The sequence below is a fragment of the Bradyrhizobium sp. WBAH42 genome, from assembly GCF_024585265.1.
Taxonomy (GTDB): Bacteria; Pseudomonadota; Alphaproteobacteria; order Rhizobiales; family Xanthobacteraceae; genus Bradyrhizobium.
Map to the genome: position 1 here is coordinate 458,394 of NZ_CP036533.1, position 17,119 is coordinate 475,512.

General features: G+C 65.5%; 16 protein-coding genes. 7 read left to right on the forward strand and 9 right to left on the reverse strand.

Features of this window, described 5'->3' with window-relative positions; all coding sequences use genetic code 11:
• The first annotated feature begins 59 nt into the window (after nt 1-59).
• Nucleotides 60-989 (forward strand): LysR family transcriptional regulator, encoded by a 930-nt coding sequence (locus DCG74_RS02240; protein WP_172786545.1) that lies wholly within the window; start codon nt 60-62, stop codon nt 987-989.
• 18 nt (nt 990-1,007) lie between these two features.
• Here DCG74_RS02240 and DCG74_RS02245 read toward each other — a convergent pair whose 3' ends face one another.
• A complete protein-coding gene (locus DCG74_RS02245; RefSeq protein ID WP_172786544.1) occupies nt 1,008-2,228 on the reverse strand; it encodes a citrate synthase family protein in 1,221 nt (406 codons plus the stop codon).
• 76 nt (nt 2,229-2,304) lie between these two features.
• Here DCG74_RS02245 and DCG74_RS02250 point away from each other — a divergent pair, with 76 nt between their 5' ends.
• A complete protein-coding gene (locus tag DCG74_RS02250; protein ID WP_172786543.1) occupies nt 2,305-3,399 on the forward strand; it encodes a citrate synthase/methylcitrate synthase in 1,095 nt (364 codons plus the stop codon).
• 207 nt (nt 3,400-3,606) lie between these two features.
• Here DCG74_RS02250 and DCG74_RS02255 read toward each other — a convergent pair whose 3' ends face one another.
• Nucleotides 3,607-4,236: a J domain-containing protein gene (locus DCG74_RS02255; RefSeq protein ID WP_036014711.1), complete on the reverse strand. Its 630-nt coding sequence runs from the start codon at nt 4,234-4,236 to the stop codon at nt 3,607-3,609.
• Nucleotides 4,237-4,354: 118 nt separating this feature from the next.
• Between DCG74_RS02255 and DCG74_RS02260 the strand changes: the two genes are divergently transcribed.
• Nucleotides 4,355-4,633 carry a BolA family transcriptional regulator gene (locus DCG74_RS02260; protein WP_172786542.1) on the forward strand — a complete coding sequence of 93 codons (279 nt, stop codon included), beginning with the start codon at nt 4,355-4,357 and terminating at the stop codon, nt 4,631-4,633.
• Here the strand turns inward: DCG74_RS02260 and DCG74_RS02265 are convergent.
• The 3 genes from DCG74_RS02265 to DCG74_RS02275 all read right to left on the reverse strand — a co-directional run bounded on the left by DCG74_RS02265 (nt 4,630) and on the right by DCG74_RS02275 (nt 7,812).
• The gene (locus tag DCG74_RS02265) at nt 4,630-5,982 is read right to left on the reverse strand and encodes a hemolysin family protein (protein WP_172786541.1); all 1,353 of its coding nucleotides are present in this window, start codon (nt 5,980-5,982) and stop codon (nt 4,630-4,632) included. The two genes, DCG74_RS02260 and DCG74_RS02265, sit on opposite strands and share 4 nt — an antisense overlap.
• A 67-nt stretch (nt 5,983-6,049) precedes the next feature.
• Nucleotides 6,050-7,192: a 3-dehydroquinate synthase gene (gene aroB / locus DCG74_RS02270; RefSeq protein WP_172786540.1), complete on the reverse strand. Its 1,143-nt coding sequence runs from the start codon at nt 7,190-7,192 to the stop codon at nt 6,050-6,052.
• Nucleotides 7,189-7,812: a shikimate kinase gene (locus DCG74_RS02275; protein WP_172786751.1), complete on the reverse strand. Its 624-nt coding sequence runs from the start codon at nt 7,810-7,812 to the stop codon at nt 7,189-7,191. Before DCG74_RS02275 ends, aroB begins: the two co-directional genes overlap by 4 nt.
• Before the next feature lie 173 nt (nt 7,813-7,985).
• On the opposite strand from DCG74_RS02275, the gene DCG74_RS02280 reads away from it, so the two are divergent.
• The 4 genes from DCG74_RS02280 to DCG74_RS02295 all read left to right on the forward strand — a co-directional run bounded on the left by DCG74_RS02280 (nt 7,986) and on the right by DCG74_RS02295 (nt 12,415).
• A complete protein-coding gene (locus DCG74_RS02280; protein WP_035669499.1) occupies nt 7,986-8,132 on the forward strand; it encodes a hypothetical protein in 147 nt (48 codons plus the stop codon).
• A 17-nt stretch (nt 8,133-8,149) separates the two neighbouring features.
• A complete protein-coding gene (gene xerD, locus DCG74_RS02285; RefSeq protein WP_172786539.1) occupies nt 8,150-9,106 on the forward strand; it encodes a site-specific tyrosine recombinase XerD in 957 nt (318 codons plus the stop codon).
• A gap of 325 nt (nt 9,107-9,431) precedes the next feature.
• Nucleotides 9,432-10,394, forward strand: coding sequence for an acetyl-CoA carboxylase carboxyltransferase subunit alpha (locus DCG74_RS02290; RefSeq protein WP_172786538.1), 963 nt, complete (start codon nt 9,432-9,434; stop codon nt 10,392-10,394).
• Nucleotides 10,395-10,885: 491 nt separating this feature from the next.
• Entirely contained in the window at nt 10,886-12,415 is a 1,530-nt protein-coding gene (locus DCG74_RS02295; protein ID WP_210268346.1) for a murein L,D-transpeptidase family protein, read from the forward strand.
• Nucleotides 12,416-13,202: 787 nt separating this feature from the next.
• Here DCG74_RS02295 and DCG74_RS02300 read toward each other — a convergent pair.
• From DCG74_RS02300 to DCG74_RS02315, 4 genes are all read right to left on the reverse strand, one after another.
• Complete coding sequence (locus tag DCG74_RS02300) at nt 13,203-13,898, reverse strand: ABC transporter ATP-binding protein (RefSeq protein WP_025032669.1); 696 nt, start codon at nt 13,896-13,898, stop codon at nt 13,203-13,205.
• On the reverse strand, nt 13,891-14,622 hold the full coding sequence (locus DCG74_RS02305) for an ABC transporter ATP-binding protein (protein WP_172786536.1): 732 nt from the start codon (nt 14,620-14,622) through the stop codon (nt 13,891-13,893). Before DCG74_RS02305 ends, DCG74_RS02300 begins: the two co-directional genes overlap by 8 nt.
• Entirely contained in the window at nt 14,612-15,715 is a 1,104-nt protein-coding gene (locus tag DCG74_RS02310; protein ID WP_172786535.1) for a branched-chain amino acid ABC transporter permease, read from the reverse strand. The genes DCG74_RS02305 and DCG74_RS02310 overlap by 11 nt, the downstream gene beginning before the upstream one ends.
• A 185-nt stretch (nt 15,716-15,900) precedes the next feature.
• Complete coding sequence (locus DCG74_RS02315) at nt 15,901-17,118, reverse strand: substrate-binding protein (RefSeq protein WP_172786534.1); 1,218 nt, start codon at nt 17,116-17,118, stop codon at nt 15,901-15,903.
• Nucleotide 17,119 lies beyond the last annotated feature (1 nt).

The following is a 17,119-nucleotide window of genomic DNA, read 5'->3' on the forward strand; positions in this document are numbered from 1 at the left end:
CCCTTTGATTAGGAGGATATTGCTCGTAAGATTTTCAACGATCACTTGCAAATGAGCCCATGGAAACACTGGCGAACCTGGAATCATTCATTCGCAGCGCTGAGTGCGGCAGCTTCTCGGAGGCTGGCCGGCGCCTTTTGCTGACTCCGGCAGCCGTCAGCCGCAACGTCGCCATGCTGGAGCGCAATCTCGGCGTCCGATTATTTCATCGTTCGACACGGAGGCTGACGCTCACCGAGGCCGGCGAGACGTTTCGCACAGCCATCGCCGGCCATCTTGAGGGACTGCAGGCCGCGATCGCCGGAGCATCGACCGGACGCGAGGAGCCGGCGGGCGTTCTCAAGATAAGCCTGCCGCCGACATTCGGCACAGCCCATATCCTGCCACTGCTTCCCGGCTTCCTGGCCCGTTACCCGCAGGTCCGCCCTGAGTGGCACTTCGAGAACCGTCAGGTCGATCTGGTCGGTGAAGGCTATGACGCCGCGATCGGAGGTGGGTTCGAATTGTTGCCCGGTCTTGTCAGTCGCACCCTTGCGCCAGCACACATCATCGCCGTGGCGTCTCCAGCCTACATGTCCGGGCGAACATCACCGACCAAGCCAGACGAACTGGCCGCACTGGATGGCATCGTCATGCGCTCGCTGCAGACGGGACGCATCCGGCACTGGTCGATGCGCGATGTTTCGGGGCGGGAAGTTCAAGCCCCACTATCTGAGTCGATCGTGGTCAACGATCCCGCTGCGATGCGCGAGGCGGCACTGTTGGGCCTGGGCGTTGCCATGCTTGCCACCGCCGACATTCTTCCCGCCCTCGAAAACGGGTCGCTGCTACGCCTGGTGCCACGTTGGTACTGTGACGCTGGCGCAATCTCGATTTACCACGCATCGCGCAAGCTTGTGCCCGCGAAGACGAGAGTCTTCGTGGACTGGGTTGCCGACGCATTCAAGAAAAACAGGCTCGCCGAACGCTTCGCCGGAAGCCTGAGCTAACGGGACCGGCAAAGTATTCTACTCCGCGGCCCCCGCTCGCCGCCCCGGCGCCGGTCCCACATACCTTGCCCGCGGCCTGATCAGCTTGCCGAACTGCAATTGCTCGCTGGCGTGGGCGATCCAGCCGACGCTGCGGGCCATCGCGAACAGCGCGAGCTCGCTGCCGGCGGGCAGGCGCAATGCGTGCACCAGCACGGCGAGCGCGTAGTCGATATTGACGAACTCGCCGGTGGCTTCCGCGATCCGCTCCGGCACTTCCCTAGTGAATTTGCGCGGTGCGCCGGCGCGCGACAGCGCGTTCAGCAGCGACTGCGCACGGGGATCGCCGCGCTTGTAGACGCCGTGTCCGAAGCCGGCAAAGCGCTCGCCAAGCGCGACGCGTTCGCGCACAACAGGCGCGACATCGCGGTCGACCAGCGTCTTGACGAGCTGCGAGGCCAAGACGCCGGCGCCGCCATGCTTCGGCCCCTTCAATGCGGCGAGCCCGGCAATGACGGAGTCATAAAGGTTGAGGCCGGTCGAGGCCGCACAGCGCGTGGTGAAGGTCGAGGCGTTCAGCTCGTGATCGGCGAGCAGCACCAGCGCGCGGCGGATCAGATCGGGCGCGTGCTTGTTGTCCGCCGCCCAGGCGCGCGCGACCTGCTGATGCAGCGGCTCGGGCGAGGCTTCCGCATTGAGCATGGTCGCAACCAGCAGGCGGACGATGCGTGCGCCGACCATGGCGCGCCCATCGGGCGCCCGGGTGAAGGCGCGGGGATCGACGCTCGCCGCCAGCGCCAGCACGGCGATGGCGCGGTCAATCGGCGCCGCCCGGCGCGCGGCCGCCGCGATCGTGCGCATCTCCTCGGACATCTCTGGCTGATTATCCGGATCGAACGGATCGACGTCGGCGACATCCCACAGCAGCGTCGCCGTGTGCTCCAGCGTGTCGTTCTCGGAAAGATCGACGCAATTGACGCCGCGATAGATCGCGCCCTCCTCGGTGATGGTCGAGATCTCCGTGTCCATCACCGGCAGGTCGGCATCGAAGCTGCGCAGGCCGCGCGGCTCGGGCGACGGCACGCGCCGTTCTTTGAGCGCGCGGACGTCCTCGGCGCGATAGCGGTTCTTGCGCGAGTCCGGCGTCGGCTCGGAGCGGATCAGGCCGCGGCTGACATAGGCGTAGAGGGTGGCCGGGGAGATCGCGAGCTCGGCGGCGGCTTCCCGGGCGGAGAGGTACAGCCCATCGGAATTTTTCATATTGATTTATGTAATCAAGATTGATCAACGTGTCGATAGGCCTGACCTTATCCTCCGTGAACAGGAGATTTGGGCCATGAACATCCACCTCACCAAAAGCCAGATCGGGCTGGACGGCGTTCCCGCGGCCGAGACCGTGCTGAGCCATGTCGATGGCGAGCGCGGCGAGCTGATCATCGCTGGCGAGCATGTCGGCCGACTCGCCGCCATCTCGAGCTTCGAGGGCGTCACCGCCCGGCTCTGGAACGGCGCCAGCAAAACCACCCTCACCGAAGCCAATGTGCGCTCACACCTGGGCGCGGCGCGCGAGCGCGCCTTCACGCGGCTGCCGGACCTGCTGCCGGCGACGCGCGGCATGGGCGTCATCGACGGGTTCCGGGCGGCCGTCGCCGGACTTCGCGCCGAGCCCGGGCTGGAGCACGAGGCGACGATCGTCGGCGCATTTCCGGTGATCGCGGGCGCACTGGTGCGGCGCGCGAGGGGGCTCGAGCCGGTCGCGCCCGATCCCAACGTGAGCCATGCCGCCGACACGCTGCGCATGCTGCACGGGCGTTCGCCGGCCGCGCGCGAGGTCACGGCATTGGACGCCTATCTCGTCACGGCCAGCGACCACGGCATGAACGCCTCGACCTTCACCGCGCGCGTGGTGGCCTCGACGCAGGCCGATCTGTTCGCCGCCGTCACCGCCGGCTATTGCGCACTGACCGGTCCGCTGCATGGCGGCGCGCCGGAGCCGGTGCTGGAAATGCTGGACGCGATCGGCTCGCGCGAGCGCATTCAGCCCTGGGTGGATGCGGCGCTGGCGCGCGGCGAGCGGATGATGGGTTTCGGTCACCGCGTCTATCGCGTGCGCGATCCGCGCGCCGACGTGCTCAAGACCGCGGTCGAAGCGCTGGCGTCCAATGGCACCGACCTGCCGTTTGCCGGCGAGGTCGAGGCCTATATCCGCAGCGCCCTGCGCAAGAAGAATCCGGACCGACCGTTGGAGACGAACGTCGAGTTCTTCACCGCGATCCTGCTCGATGCGCTGACGATCCCGCGGCAGGCGTTCACGCCGATCTTCGCGGTCGCGCGCAGCGCCGGCTGGACCGCACACGCGCGCGAGCAGCAGCGCACGGGGCGGTTGATCAGGCCGAGCTCGTCGTATGTCGGGGCGATGCCGGTGGCGTGAGGTGGCGCGGATCTCTCCGCGAGTCCGGGAATCGTAGGGTGGGCAAAGGCGCACTTGCGCCGTGCCCACCATCTCTCTCGATCGAAAAAAAGTGTGGGCACGCTTCCGCCGTCGCTCTTCGAGCTATGGCGGACAAGTCGCTTTGCCCGCCCTACGACACTGCCGTCCGCGCGAAAACCGGGACGACACCGGAAGGTACCGCGAGTCCTACGCCTCGCGCACGACCGTCTTCAGATAATTGTACGCCTTGATGATCTCGATCAGGCGGTCCTCGGTCGAGCGGTCGCCGCCATTGGCGTCGGGGTGGTGCTGCTTCACCAGCGCCTTGTACTTGGTCTTGACGTCGGCGAGCGTGGCGCTGGGGCCGAGACCCATGACCTGGAGCGCCTTGCGCTCGGCGTTCATCACCTTGCGGGTCTCGGCCTTGGGCTCCGCTTCGGGGCCCTTGCGCCAGCTGGCGCGGCCGTTGATCTCGGAGAACATGCTGAAAGGATCGGCCGCCATGTCGATCTCTTCCGCGCCCTTCTTGCCGCCATTGGCGCCCATCTTCCAGGTCGGGCGGTGACCGGTCAGCGCATCCTTCTGGTAGCGCGCAACGGCTTCGGCATTCATGCCGGAGAAGAAATTGTAGTTCTGGTTGTACTCGCGCACGTGGTCGAGACAGAAGTGCCAATACTCGCGCTGGTTCTCGCGGCCCTTCGGCGCGCGGTGCGAGCCCTTGTTGGCGCAGCCCGCCCACTCGCAATTGACCGCGGTGTCGCGCGGCTTCACTTCCGGCTGCTTGCCCCGCGGCTTCACGCGGATGGAGTCGAAGAACTTTGATGAATCGATCGGCATGGCTGACTTTGACTACGCAATGCGAAAACCTTCAAGTCTTGACATTGCAATTCGCTGAGCACCCGGTCGCGACGAGCCTGGACGTCCGGGTATTGACGGGGTGCGACCGCGCACCTTAATGGCACACATGGCTATGAAAGACACTATCAGCAACAAGTTGCAGGAAGCTTTCACGCCCGAAAGCCTGCAAGTCGTCGACGAGTCACATTTGCATGAGGGCCACGCCGGCCATCGGTCGGGCGGCGAGACGCACTTCCGTGTGTATATCGTGTCTGCCGCCTTCAAAGGGAAGAGCCGGGTCGACCGTCATCGCATGATAAATTCGGCGCTCGCCGCGGAACTTGCCGGCAGCGTGCACGCGCTCGCGATCAATGCGCAGGCGCCGGGGGAAGGTTAGAACGACGTCCCGGCCCGTCTCGGCTTGGCCTCTTCCAGCTCGGCCTCGCGCGGCACCGGTGAAATACGGAGCGCGGTGATGCGGTTGCGCTCGCGGCGGAGCACGCGGAAGCGGAAGCCGTGGAAGGTGAAGCTCTGGCCGCGGTCGGGGATCGAGCGCGCCTCGTGAATGACGAGGCCGGCGACCGTGGTTGCCTCTTCATCGGGCAGATGCCAGTCCATGGCGCGGTTGAGGTCGCGGATCGGCACCGAGCCGTCGACGACGACGGAGCCGTCGGGCTGGCGGCGCACGCCGGCCACCACCACGTCATGCTCGTCGGAAATATCGCCGACGATCTCTTCCAGAATGTCTTCCAGCGTCACGAGGCCTTCAACCTCGCCATACTCGTCGACGACGAGCGCGAAATGGGTCTTGCGACGGCGGAACGCCTTGAGCTGCTGGGATATCGGCCGCATCTCCGGCACGAACCAGGGCGGCAGCATGATGGTGGAGACGTCGATGCGCGAGGTCTCGCCCTCCGACGCGCGGATGGCGCGCAACAGATCCTTGGCGTGCAGAATGCCGATGATGTTCTCCGGCTTGTCGCGCCACAGCGGAATGCGGGTGTATTCGGTGGCCAGCACCTCCCGCACCAGCTCCTCCGGCGGCAGGTCGGCATTGATCATCACCATGGCGGTGCGGTGAACCATCACGTCGGACACCGTGAGCTCGCCGAGGCGGAAGACGTTGTGAATGTATTCGGCCTCGCCGCTCTCGATCTTGCCGTGCACGGCCGATTCCTCGACCAGGCCTTCGATCTCCGAATCCGTCAGGATCTCGTGCTGCGAAAACTCCTGGACCCCGATCAGGCGCAGGATCGCGCTCGAGGCCGTGTTGAGACACCAGCTCAGCGGATAGAACACCAGATAGGAGACATGCAGCGGGTACGCGATCCACTGCGACACCGGCATCGGCTCCCGGATCGCAAGCGTCTTCGGCACCTGCTCGCCGATGATGATGTGCAGCGACGAGAAGACCAGGAAGCCCGCCACGAACGAGGTGAAGTGCAGCGTGGCCTCCGACAATCCGAGCGGGCTGAGGACAGGGCTCAGCAGCGCCGACACGGTCGGCTCACCGATCCAGCCGAGACCGAGGGAAGCCATGGTGATGCCGAGCTGGCAGCAGGCGAGATAGGATTCGATATTCCCCATCATGGTCTGCAGCAGGCGAGCGCCGAAGCGGTTCTGCTCGACCATGGCCTTGACGCGGAAGCCGCGGCTCTTCACCAGCGCAAATTCCGCCGCCACGTAGAACGCGTTGGCAGCGAGCAGGAGGGCCGCAAGCAGAAGGTTGATCGAGATCGAACTCATGTTTGCCTCGCGACCGCCCCGGCATTCCCCGCCGTTTCGCGGGCGGCCGATCTGAACGGTCCCGCCATCACTGCGCGAGCTTCTCTTTCAGGAAGTCGCGCACCGGCGCCGGCTCGACATCCTTCGCGATCACCGCGCGGCCCACCGCCTCCAGCAGGATGAAGGTGAGCTTGCCGCGCTTGACCTTCTTGTCCTGTGCCATCAACGCCATCAGCGCGTCGGCATCGGCAAGCCCTTCCTGCGCAAAGCCGGCGATGTCCTGCAGGCGCGTCGGCAGGCCGGCCTCGATGAGGTGACGCTCGACACGTGCGGCATCGGCCGCGCCGATCATGCCGAGCTTCGCGGAGAACTGCGCCGCCAGCGTCATGCCGATGGCGACGCCCTCGCCGTGGAACAGGCGGTCGGAGAAGCCGGTCGCAGCTTCCAGCGCGTGACCGAAGGTGTGACCGAGGTTGAGCAGCGCGCGTTCGCCGGTTTCGCGCTCGTCGCGTGAGACGATTGCGGCCTTGGCGCGGCAGGAGGTCGCGATCGCATGTTCGCGGGCCGAGCCTCCCCTAGAGATGTCGGCATGGTTCTTCTCCAGCCAGGAGAAGAAGGCTTCGTCGCCCAGCACGCCGTATTTGGCGACCTCGGCATAGCCGGCCCGGAACTGACGCGGCGACAGCGTGTCCAGCACGGCGGTGTCGGCGATGACGAGCACCGGCTGGTGGAAGGCCCCAAGCAAGTTCTTGCCCTGCGGCGAATTGATGCCGGTCTTGCCGCCGACGGATGAATCGACCTGAGCGAGAAGCGAGGTCGGCACCTGCACGAAATCGACGCCGCGGCGCAGGATGGCCGCGGCAAAGCCGGCGAGATCGCCGACCACGCCGCCGCCGAGCGCGATGACGAGATCGTTGCGCTCGATTTTTGCGGCGATCAGGGCCTCGCTGACCTTTTCGAGGCCGGCATAGGTTTTCGAGATCTCGCCTTCCTCGACCACGATGCGCGAGGTCGGAATGCCGGCGGCCGCAAGCGATGCTTCGGTCGGCTCGAGCCAGTGTTTTGCCACGGTGCGATCGGTCACGATCGCCGTGCGCACGCCGGGACGCAGCGCGGCGATGCGCTCGCCGAGCGAGGCCAGCTCGCCGCGGCCGATGACGATGTCATAGGCGCGATTCTCCAGCGCGACGCCGACGTTGATGGGATCGGAATGCTTCAGCGGCGCAGTCATCTTAACGCACTCGCAACGTCTTGAGGTGGTGGGGCGGACTGCTCGCCGCAGAGATGAGCACGCAACGTCTCGATGCACTCCTCGACGATTTTGTCGTGGGGCACGTCGCGCGAGGCGATCGTGAGGTCGGCTTTGCCATAGACCGGCTCACGCTCGGTGAGCAGGCGCGTCACCGTCCCTTCCGGATCGGCAGTCTGGAGCAGCGGACGGTCGGCACGGCGGCGGACGCGGCGCATGATGACGTCGTGGTCCGCCCTGAGCCAGATCGAGACCGCCTTGGCGGCGATGCGGGACCGCGTCTCCTCGCGCATATAGGCGCCGCCGCCGGTTGCCAGCACCACGGGTCCATCGTCGAGCAGCCGCGCGATCACCCGTGTCTCGCCCTCGCGGAAATGCGCTTCGCCATAACGCTCGAAAATTTCCGGTATGGTCATGCCGGCCGCCGCCTCGATCTCCGTGTCGGCGTCGACGAAGGGCAGCTTGAGCCGGGCCGCGAGCCGCCGGCCGATGGTGGATTTGCCCACCCCCATCATGCCGACGAGCACGATCGAGCGCGCGCCGAGCGCCGACAGGATGTCGGCCTCGGGCGAAGCAGGAAGCGGCAACGCGGCGTCGGACATCGTCTCGCTCGACTGGATCTCGCTCGAACTGCCGCCAGATGCGGCATGCTTTGGCCACCTATACGACCCCATGGGGGCCCTCGCCAGAGGACTCTTGCCACGAAACGGCGAACATGTTGGATGATTTCATTGGTTAATTTGGCTGCCGAGCCCCTACCCGAGACTCCCGAACGATGCCGAGCCTGTTCCGCTTCCTGACGGTCGTTGCTGTGATCGCCGGCATCGTCTATGGCGTGGTCTTCGCGCTGGCGAACTTCGTCAATCCGAAGCCGCGGGAAATGACGGTGACGATCCCGCCGGACAAATTTCTCAAGAAATAGAAGCTAGCCTCCAGGGCATGCGCAACCCGCCCTCAGACGCCAAGCTCATCGGCCTGTTCCTCGACATGCTCGCAGCGGAACAGGGCGCCGGCCCCAACACGCTCGACGCGTACCGCCGCGACCTCACCGATTTCTCCGAATTTCTGGGCCGGGTCGGCCATACCTTCGTGGATGCCGAGACCCAGACGCTGCGCGACTATCTCGCCGATCTCGACACCCGCGGTTTCAAGTCCACCAGCGTCGCACGCCGGCTATCGGCGATGCGGCACCTCTACCGTTTCCTGCTGAACGAGCGCATCCGCGGTGACGACCCCGCGGCGATCCTGTCAGGCCCGAAGCGCGGCCGCGGCCTGCCAAAAGTGCTGTCGATCGCCGACGTCGACCGCATGCTCCGCCGCGCCAAGGAATTGAGCGAGGCGGAAGATGCCTCGCCCTCCAAGCGGCTGCGGGCGCTGCGGCTCTACTGCCTGCTCGAGGTGCTCTACGCCACGGGCCTGCGCGTCTCCGAGCTGGTGGCACTGCCGCGCTCGGCGGCCAAGCGCGACGCCCGCATGATCGTGGTGCGCGGCAAGGGCAACAAGGAACGGCTGGTGCCGCTCAACGACGCCTCGCGGCAGGCGATGGCGGATTATCTCGCCGCGACGGAAGCAGCAAAGGCCGACAGGAAGAACAGCGTGGCCGCCTCGAAATGGCTGTTCCCCTCGTTCGGCGAGAGCGGACATCTGACGCGACAGCATTTTGCCCGCGACTTGAAGGAGCTCGCGGTCGCCTCCGGCCTGCAGGCCCGGCTGGTCTCCCCGCACGTGCTGCGCCATGCCTTTGCCAGCCATTTGCTGCACAACGGCGCGGACCTGCGCATCGTGCAGACCCTGCTCGGCCACACCGACATCTCGACGACCCAGATCTATACCCATGTGGTCGAGGAGCGACTCAAGAGCCTGGTGCGCGACCTGCACCCGCTGGCGGAGAAGTAAGGATAAGTGAGAGGTCTTCGTGCCCCGGACGCAGCGCAGCACGTCAGTGATGCGCTGCTGAGCCGGGGCCCAGGCCGCGCTGGGTCCCGGCTCTGCGCAGCAGCGCTATAAAAGCGCTGCAGCGCGTCCGGGACACGAGAGCCCAGCCAGAACGACGAGGAAACCGCCTTGACTTCGGCCAGATCTCCGCAGAAAGAGCCGGGGCCCAACGGCTGATTTGGCCGACTGCATCAGCGCACAAGCCAAACCATTGAAGACGCTACACTTCTTTCCGTCATCCCAACCTCGCTTCGCTTCTCGAGCCCCGTCCCCTTATATTGAGTTGATGCAAGACCAGATGCGCAGCTATCTCGACTTCGAAAAGCCCGTCGCCGAGCTCGACTCCAAGGTCGACGAATTGCGCGCGCTCGCCGCCACCGGCACCGATATCAGCGACGAGGTCGGACGGATCGAGGACAAGGCGGCGCAGGCGCTGGCCGACCTCTATGCGAACCTGACGCCGTGGCAGAAGACGCTTGTCGCGCGGCATCCGCAGCGGCCGCATTTCAACGACTTCATCAAGGGCCTGATCACCGAGTTCACCCCGCTCGCCGGCGATCGCAAGTTCGGCGAGGACGAGGCGCTGGTCGCCGGCTTCGGCCGCTTCCGCGGCGAGCCGATCTGCGTGATGGGCCAGGAAAAGGGCGATTCCACCGAGAGCCGCATCCGGCACAATTTCGGCATGGCGCGCCCCGAAGGCTATCGCAAATGCGTGCGGCTGATGGAGATGGCCGAGCGCTTCGGCCTGCCGGTGCTATCGCTGGCCGATTCCGCCGGCGCCTATCCCGGCATCGGCGCCGAGGAGCGGGGACAAGCCGAGGCGATCGCGCGCTCGACCGATGCGTGCCTGGCGCTGACCGTGCCGAACGTCGCGATCGTCACCGGCGAGGGCATGTCGGGCGGCGCCATCGCCATCACCACCGCCAACAAGGTCTTGATGCTGGAGCACGCGATCTACAGCGTGATCTCGCCGGAGGCGGCGTCCTCCATTCTCTGGCGCGACGGCACCAAGGCGCAGGAAGCCGCCAACAACATGAAGATCACCGCCCAGGACATGCTCCGCTTTGGCGTGATCGACGCCATCCTGAAGGAGCCGGTCGGCGGCGCCCACCGCGACCCCGCCGCCATGATCGCCACCACGGGCGAGGCCATCGCCAAGGCCTTCGATGAGCTCCGGAACTTTGATGGGGATGCCATCCGCAAGCAGCGGCGGCAGAAATTCCTCGATATCGGCCGGAAACTGGGCTAATTCGCCTCGATTCCAGTCTCGTAGGGTGGGCAAAGCGAAGCGTGCCCACCATTTTACGCCTCGCAACGGACAGATCGTGGGCACGGCGCTTCGCGCCTTTGCCCACCCTACGAGACCTTTCGCAGTCCCCGGTAACCCAGCGTTAACCCTTTTTTTGCCCAAATCGGCGATCTGAGTCCTGCTGGGCCAAAAGCCCAAGTTCCGTCCCAAGTCGCGTCCATTTAGTCTCTGTTGACCATGCCACTGGGCCAACGCCCTCGTGATCCCCGCTCGGGTTGCGACCACATGACCCAGAGGTTAGAATTTTAATCAATGGCTTCAGGGCATAAGCGCTGGAGCGGGGTCTGACCGGGCCCGTCTCGGCGGGTCGGTTTTCCGGTCGGATTGCGCTTCGGGAGAATTGGGGTTCGCGCTTCAATGCCCGGCACGGTGTGGGGTCCATCTTGATTTCTCGTTCGCTTGCTCGCGCGCTCTTGGCTTCGGTTGCGCTGATGACGGCCGGCGTTCTGCTGTCCGGCTGCGACACCGATCAGGTCTCGCTCGCAACCAATGCCAAGGCCAATCAGCCCGTGCCGCCGAAGCTGATCGCCGCGATGGCCGAGAAGAACATGGACCTGCAATCGCCGATCCTGGTCCGCCTGTTCAAGCAGGAGGCGGAGCTCGAGGTCTGGAAGCAGACCCGCAACGGCCAGTTCGCGCTGCTCAAGACCTATCCGATCTGCCGCTGGTCGGGCGATCTCGGCCCCAAGGTGCGCGAGGGCGACCGTCAAGCGCCGGAAGGATTCTACTCGATCAACCCGGGCCAGATGAATCCGCAATCGGCCTATTACCTCTCGTTCAACACCGGCTATCCGAACGCGTTCGACAAGGCGCTGGGCCGCACCGGCTCGCAGCTGATGGTGCACGGCGACTGCTCTTCGCGCGGCTGCTACGCGATGACGGATGAGCAGATCGCGGAGATCTATTCGCTGGGGCGCGAATCCTTCTTCGGCGGCCAGAAGGCGTTCCAGCTGCAGGCCTATCCGTTCAAGATGACGCCGGTGAACATGGCCAAGCACCGGAACAATCCGAACATGGCGTTCTGGAAGATGATCAAGGAAGGCTATGATCATTTCGAGGTGACGCGGCAGGAGCCGAAGGTCGATTTCTGCGAGAAGAAGTACGTCTTCGACGCGGCGAAACCGGCCGATGCCAAGCGCGATCCGGTGTTCGACGCTTCCGCAAAATGCCCGGCCTATGTGATCCCCGAGGACGTCGCCAGCGCCGTGCGCGAGAAGCAGGCCAAGGACGAAGCCGAATACGCAAAGCTCGTCGCCAAGGGCACGCCGGTGGCGCGGATGAACACCGGCATCGATGGCGGCATGAACAAGATCTTCGCCGCCAAGATTCCGGAAGGCTCGACCGGCCTGTCCGAGGGCGCCGAAGGCACCACGCTGCAGATGCTCGCCATGGCGAAGGCGCCCGGCACCATCCCCGGCCACGTCAATCCGCCCAAGCCGAACCTCGACGCCGTCGCGTCCGCGCCCGCACCGAAGGAAGAGCCTGTCGTCGCCGTCAGCACGCCCGCGACCGGCACCCGCGTCGCCGCGGCCCAACCTGCCGAAAAGTCCGGCGGCTTCTTCTCCAATCTCGGCCGCAAGATGGGGCTCGGCACCACCGATACCACCGCGACCACCACGCCGACGCCGCAAGCCACCGCGTCCGTGGCCCCGGCCGCCCAGACCTCCACGACGCCGGCCACGGCCGCCTCGAGACTCAAGGCCGCCGTAACTCGCTTCGTGCCGGGGCAGGACAAGTCCAAGGATTCAGTAAAGGACGCGGCGAAGGACACGCCGAAGCCGGCCGTTGCGGCGGCCAAGCCTGTCGAGCCGCCGAAGCCCGACACCCGCCTCGCCGCGACACGCCCGGCGCTGAAGCCGTCGGTCTCGGACGGCGCGGGTGACAATGCCCCGATGATGGCCGGCGCCGCGCCGGTGGTGCAGTCGAACTCGTTCGACAGCCGGTTCTCTGCGGTGAAGTAAAGCACGCTACTTCGGACAAACAAAATTTCGCTTTACCCGAACCCCCGAAACACCCTATCCTCCCGCCCATCTCATCCCTCCGGAAGGGGCGGGTCGCGATCGTCACGGTTCGTGGGGTGGGTTGCGGTGGACGCGGGCGGCGTTGGCGCCAGATGCGGTCGCAGGGCGGGTAGTCCCCGTGAGCGATCAGCGGGCGTGGTACGACGGCGCTGCCGTGCCCTTGCGAGGCCGAAAGGCGAAGCAGGGCCAGCGTACGGCAAAATCGTGTGGTCCTGGCGCCCGCAGGCTGGCGTCAAGTCTCCGCGGTGGTGTGGGTGCCCGACCGGGTTGCCCACATCAGCGATCTGGCGAGGCGACGGGGGCAAAAGTGCAACGCTCCCCGGGGAGAGCGCGACATAAGCCGTCAAACCACTGCGCAGGGAAGGCCGGTTATCGGGCTGCACCTGTGTCTCCCCTGTGAGCATCTACTCTACGCATCATGCACAGGGGCTCGTGGGTGCCAGCCGGTACCCGGCCTTCCCTGCGCCCTTCCGACTCGAAGGGCGTCAGAAGCGAAGCAAAACCCGGGCGCGGAAGCGCTGCGGGATCGCGATGTCACGTTCGGCTGTTTGACAATTGAATCGGGGATTCGACGCCGCCACCAGCTCCGCTGTCATTCCCCGCGAAAGCGGGGAATCCAGTATTCCAGAGGCCGTCGTTATCGATCGAGAGGCCGCGGCGTACTGGATGCCCCGCTTTCGCGGAGCATGACAGGCGAGGTCGATGTGAGAGCGCTTCACGCGCCTCCCTACGGCGCCAGATAGCGCATCAGCTCCGGATTGCCCCTCACCTCCCCCGCCTCGCCCTGCAGCGCGACGCGGCCGCGGTCGAGCACATAGGCGTAGTCGGCGACGCGCAAAGCGAGATCGAGGTGCTGCTCGACGATGATGACGGCGATGGTCTTGGCGAGCTCGATCAGGCGCTCGGTGATCTCCTCGATGACGCCGATCCAGACGCCTTCGGTGGGCTCGTCCAGCAGCAGCAGCTTGGGATCGCCCAGCATGGCGCGCCCGATCGCGAGCATCTTGCGCTCGCCGCCGGAGAGCGTGCCGGCGGGCTGGTCGAGGCGCTGGCCGAGCTTCGGGAAGATGGCCAGCACGCGGTCGATTGCCGATGCGTCCTTGCTCGCGAGCGAGCCGACCGCGAGATTGTCGCGCACCGACAGGCGCGCGAACACCGAATGCTCCTGCGGCACATAGCCGATGCCGGCGCGGACGCGCTCCTGGGTGGCGCGGCGACTGATGTCGCGGCCATCGAATGCGACCTCGCCCTTCCATGCCGGCAGCTCGCCGACGATGGTCTTCATCAGCGTGGTCTTGCCGGCGCCGTTGCGTCCGAGCACGGCAACGCCGCCGCGCCAGGGGATGCCGAGGCTGACGTCGAACAGGACCTGACTGCGGCCATAGCCGGCGTCGAGATGCTTGATGTCCAAAAATTCAGGCACGGCGCAGATAGATCTCCTGGACGGATGTGTTGGCCTGGATCTCGGACACCGAGCCTGTTGCCAGCACCTTGCCCTGGTCGAGCACGGTGAGGCGGTCGCAGATGTCGCGGATGAAATCGAGGTCGTGCTCGACGATGACGAGCGAGCAATGCTTTTTGATCGGTTGCAGCAATTCTCCGGTGACGCGACGCTCCTCCAGGCTCATGCCGCCGGTGGGCTCGTCGAGCAGCAGCAGCTTCGGCTTGCCGGCGAGCGCCATCGCGATCTCCAGCCATTGCTGCTGACCGTGCGACAGCGCGGCGGCCGCATCGAAGGCGCGGTCGGCGAGACGGAACTGCCTGAGCATGGTCATGACCTGATCGTGCAACGCGCCGCGTGTGCGCGAGAACACGAGGTCGAACAGCGAGCACTGCGCCTGCAGCGCGAGCAGGATGTTGTCGTAGAGCGTCAACGACGGCAGCACGGATGTGATCTGGAATTTCAGGCTCATGCCGGCGCGGGCGCGCTCGGTCGGCGTGAACGCGGTGATATCGGTGTTGACGAAGCTCACCTTGCCTTGCGTCGGCACCTCGGCGCCGGCGATGCACTTCATCAATGTGCTCTTGCCCGAGCCGTTCGGGCCGATCAGGCCGTGGAACTCGTTCTCGCCGACGCTGAGGGCTGCGCCGTCGAGCGCGGTGAGCTTGCCGAAGACCTTCTTGATGCCGGCGGCTTCAAGGAGCATTGTGCTTCTCCTTGATCCGGGAGCCGAAGCTGCCGACCCGTTCGCGCTCGCCAAGGACAAAACTGATCAGGCCGAGCGGCCGGAACAGGATCACGAGCAGGAGCAGCAAGCCGAGGATGATCGGCCAGATGTCGCGGTAATTGTCCGAGAGCCAGAAGCTGACGCCCTCGACGATCACGGTGCCGATGACGGCGCCGATCAGCGTGCCGGAGCCGCCGAACAGGACGTAGAGCACGACCTGGGTCGAAACCACGACGCCGACCATGTTGGGCCAGACGAAACCTTCGTGGAAGGCATAGAGGCTGCCGGCGAGACCGGCGACGGCCCCGCCGATGGTGAAGATGATCGCTTTCAGGTGCTGCGCCTTGTAGCCGAAGAAGGCGATGCGCTGCTCGTTTTCGCGGAGCCCCGCGAGCGCCAGACCGAACTGCGAGCGCACCAGGAAGCGGCAGAGCAGATAGACGACGACGAGGATGCCGAGCACGAGATAATAGAAGGCCGGTCCTTCCGTGAAGTCGTAAGACCCAAGCGACATCGGCGCGATCGAGGGGATGCCGTTCTGGCCGCCGAGATAATACCAGCCGCGCGCCAGACGATCGGCGGCGTAGGAGCCGGTCAGCGTGCCCAGCGAGACGAAGATCACGCTGGAGGGGTGCCGTCCCAGCAGCAGGAAGCCGCCGAGCAGCAGCGCGAAGGTCAGGCCGATCAGCGTGCCCGCCGGCAGCACCAGGAAGATGTTGGTGATGCCGAGGTCGCGCGCGAGCAGGGCGACGCCGTAGCCGGCCGAGCCGAAGAACAGGGCCTGGCCGAAGCTCATGATGCCGGCATAGCCCCAGACCAGGTCGAACGACAGCGCGAACAGCGCGAGGATGACCACGCGCGTCGCGAATACCGTGAGATAGTCCTGCAGCACCAGGGGCGCGAACAGCGCCGCGACGAGCACAAGGCCCTCGACGATGGGCAGGATTTTTCGTCCTGCCGCGACGCGGTCATTGGCCTGTTCCGCCGCTGCGCCTTCAGCCATCGCACCATCCGCTTCGTCGTCCGCGTCGGCGACGATGGCCTCTCTTACCACACTCATCGGCTTCAGCATTCCGAGTTAAACATCGTGAGAGTCAGCCACGTTAATGACGGCGGGTTTACCTCTCCCCAGCGGGGAGAGGTCGGATTGCGCAGCAATCCGGGTGAGGGGCCGCGGCAGCCAGTGAGACCAGATCCCCTCACCCGGATCGCATCTTGCGATGCGATCCGACCTCTCCCTCCGGGAGAGGTGAAGATTCAGCATTCCTTGGGATCGACGAGACCGTTGCTGCGCCCGACGATCTCGTAATTGCCGCTCTTGGCGACCGCGGTGTACATCTTCATCTTGCAGTGCCGCTTGCCCGGCACCATTTCGGCGGGTCCGCCGGGACCTTCGGCGATCTTGGCATGGTCGAGCGCGGCGGCCACGGACTCGCGGTCGATCTTGCCGGCTTCCTTGACGGCGGCTTCCCACAGCTTGAGGCCGCGATAGGTGCCGGTGGCGGCACTGCCAGCGGCGAACAGGAAGTTGCCCGGGAAGTCCTTCTCATAGGCCGCCTGGATCTTGGCGTCGAACGGGTTCTCCTTGGTCAGCACCTTGAAATAATCGAGGCAGCTGGCGAGGCCCTCGATTTCGGCAGCCTGGTTGATGTTGAGCGTGTTCTCGTCATAGTAGACGCAGGCGAGACGTCCGCCGTTCTTGAGGAAGCCGGCTTCATAGAGCTGCTTGAAGAACGGGCCGACGCCGGGCGGGATGACGGTGTTGAAGACGACGTCGACCTTGTTGGAGATGATGCGGTTGACGGTCGCGGAGAAGTCGACCTGGTCGAGCGGGTAATATTCCTCGAACACGACCTCACCGCCGCTCGCCTCGATCACCTTGCGGGCGTAGACATTGAGGGTATGCGGCCAGACGTAGTTGGCGCTCGGCAGCGCGAACTTCTTGCCGCCGTTCTTGATCAGCCAGGGGATGAACTCGTCGCATTGCTGCGCCGGCGTCGGGCCGGTGCAGAACAGGTAGGGCGTGCACTCCTTGCCCTCGTAGAGCTGCGGATAGATGTAGAGCGTCTTGCCGCGCGCCACGATCGGGTCCTTGATCGCGTTGCGCATCGACGAGGTGATGCCGCCCAGTACCATGTCGACCTTGTCGCGCTGGATCAGCTTGCGGACGTTGCCGACGGCGACGGATTCGTTGGACGCGGTGTCCTCGATGTAGAGCTCGAGCGGGCGGCCGAGCAGGCCGCCGGCTCCGTTGATCTCCTTGATCACCATTTTCGCGACGTTGGCATCGGCATTGCCGGCATAGGCAATGGGTCCGGTGAGGTCGGTGGCGATGCCGACCTTGATCGGCGCCTCCGCCGCATTGGCCCAGGGCGCCGGGATCACCCAGCTGCCGACGCCGGTTGCGACCGCGCCCGATGCAAAGGCGAAATTGGAGAGAAAGCGGCGGCGCGAAAGCTGCGTACGATCGAACATG

Bases quoted from the DNA above. Each gene is read 5' to 3' on its own strand.
- DCG74_RS02290 (WP_172786538.1), top strand. From the start codon at position 9,432: ATGCAAGACCAGATGCGCAGCTATCTCGACTTCGAAAAGCCCGTCGCC.
- DCG74_RS02305 (WP_172786536.1), bottom strand. From the start codon at position 14,622: ATGCTCCTTGAAGCCGCCGGCATCAAGAAGGTCTTCGGCAAGCTCACC.
- DCG74_RS02240 (WP_172786545.1), top strand. From the start codon at position 60: ATGGAAACACTGGCGAACCTGGAATCATTCATTCGCAGCGCTGAGTGC.
- DCG74_RS02245 (WP_172786544.1), bottom strand. From the start codon at position 2,228: ATGAAAAATTCCGATGGGCTGTACCTCTCCGCCCGGGAAGCCGCCGCC.
- DCG74_RS02250 (WP_172786543.1), top strand. From the start codon at position 2,305: ATGAACATCCACCTCACCAAAAGCCAGATCGGGCTGGACGGCGTTCCC.
- DCG74_RS02280 (WP_035669499.1), top strand. From the start codon at position 7,986: ATGCCGAGCCTGTTCCGCTTCCTGACGGTCGTTGCTGTGATCGCCGGC.
- DCG74_RS02255 (WP_036014711.1), bottom strand. From the start codon at position 4,236: ATGCCGATCGATTCATCAAAGTTCTTCGACTCCATCCGCGTGAAGCCG.
- DCG74_RS02265 (WP_172786541.1), bottom strand. From the start codon at position 5,982: ATGAGTTCGATCTCGATCAACCTTCTGCTTGCGGCCCTCCTGCTCGCT.
- aroB (WP_172786540.1), bottom strand. From the start codon at position 7,192: ATGACTGCGCCGCTGAAGCATTCCGATCCCATCAACGTCGGCGTCGCG.
- DCG74_RS02260 (WP_172786542.1), top strand. From the start codon at position 4,355: ATGGCACACATGGCTATGAAAGACACTATCAGCAACAAGTTGCAGGAA.
- DCG74_RS02295 (WP_210268346.1), top strand. From the start codon at position 10,886: ATGACGGCCGGCGTTCTGCTGTCCGGCTGCGACACCGATCAGGTCTCG.
- DCG74_RS02310 (WP_172786535.1), bottom strand. From the start codon at position 15,715: ATGCTGAAGCCGATGAGTGTGGTAAGAGAGGCCATCGTCGCCGACGCG.
- DCG74_RS02315 (WP_172786534.1), bottom strand. From the start codon at position 17,118: ATGTTCGATCGTACGCAGCTTTCGCGCCGCCGCTTTCTCTCCAATTTC.
- xerD (WP_172786539.1), top strand. From the start codon at position 8,150: ATGCGCAACCCGCCCTCAGACGCCAAGCTCATCGGCCTGTTCCTCGAC.
- DCG74_RS02275 (WP_172786751.1), bottom strand. From the start codon at position 7,812: ATGTCCGACGCCGCGTTGCCGCTTCCTGCTTCGCCCGAGGCCGACATC.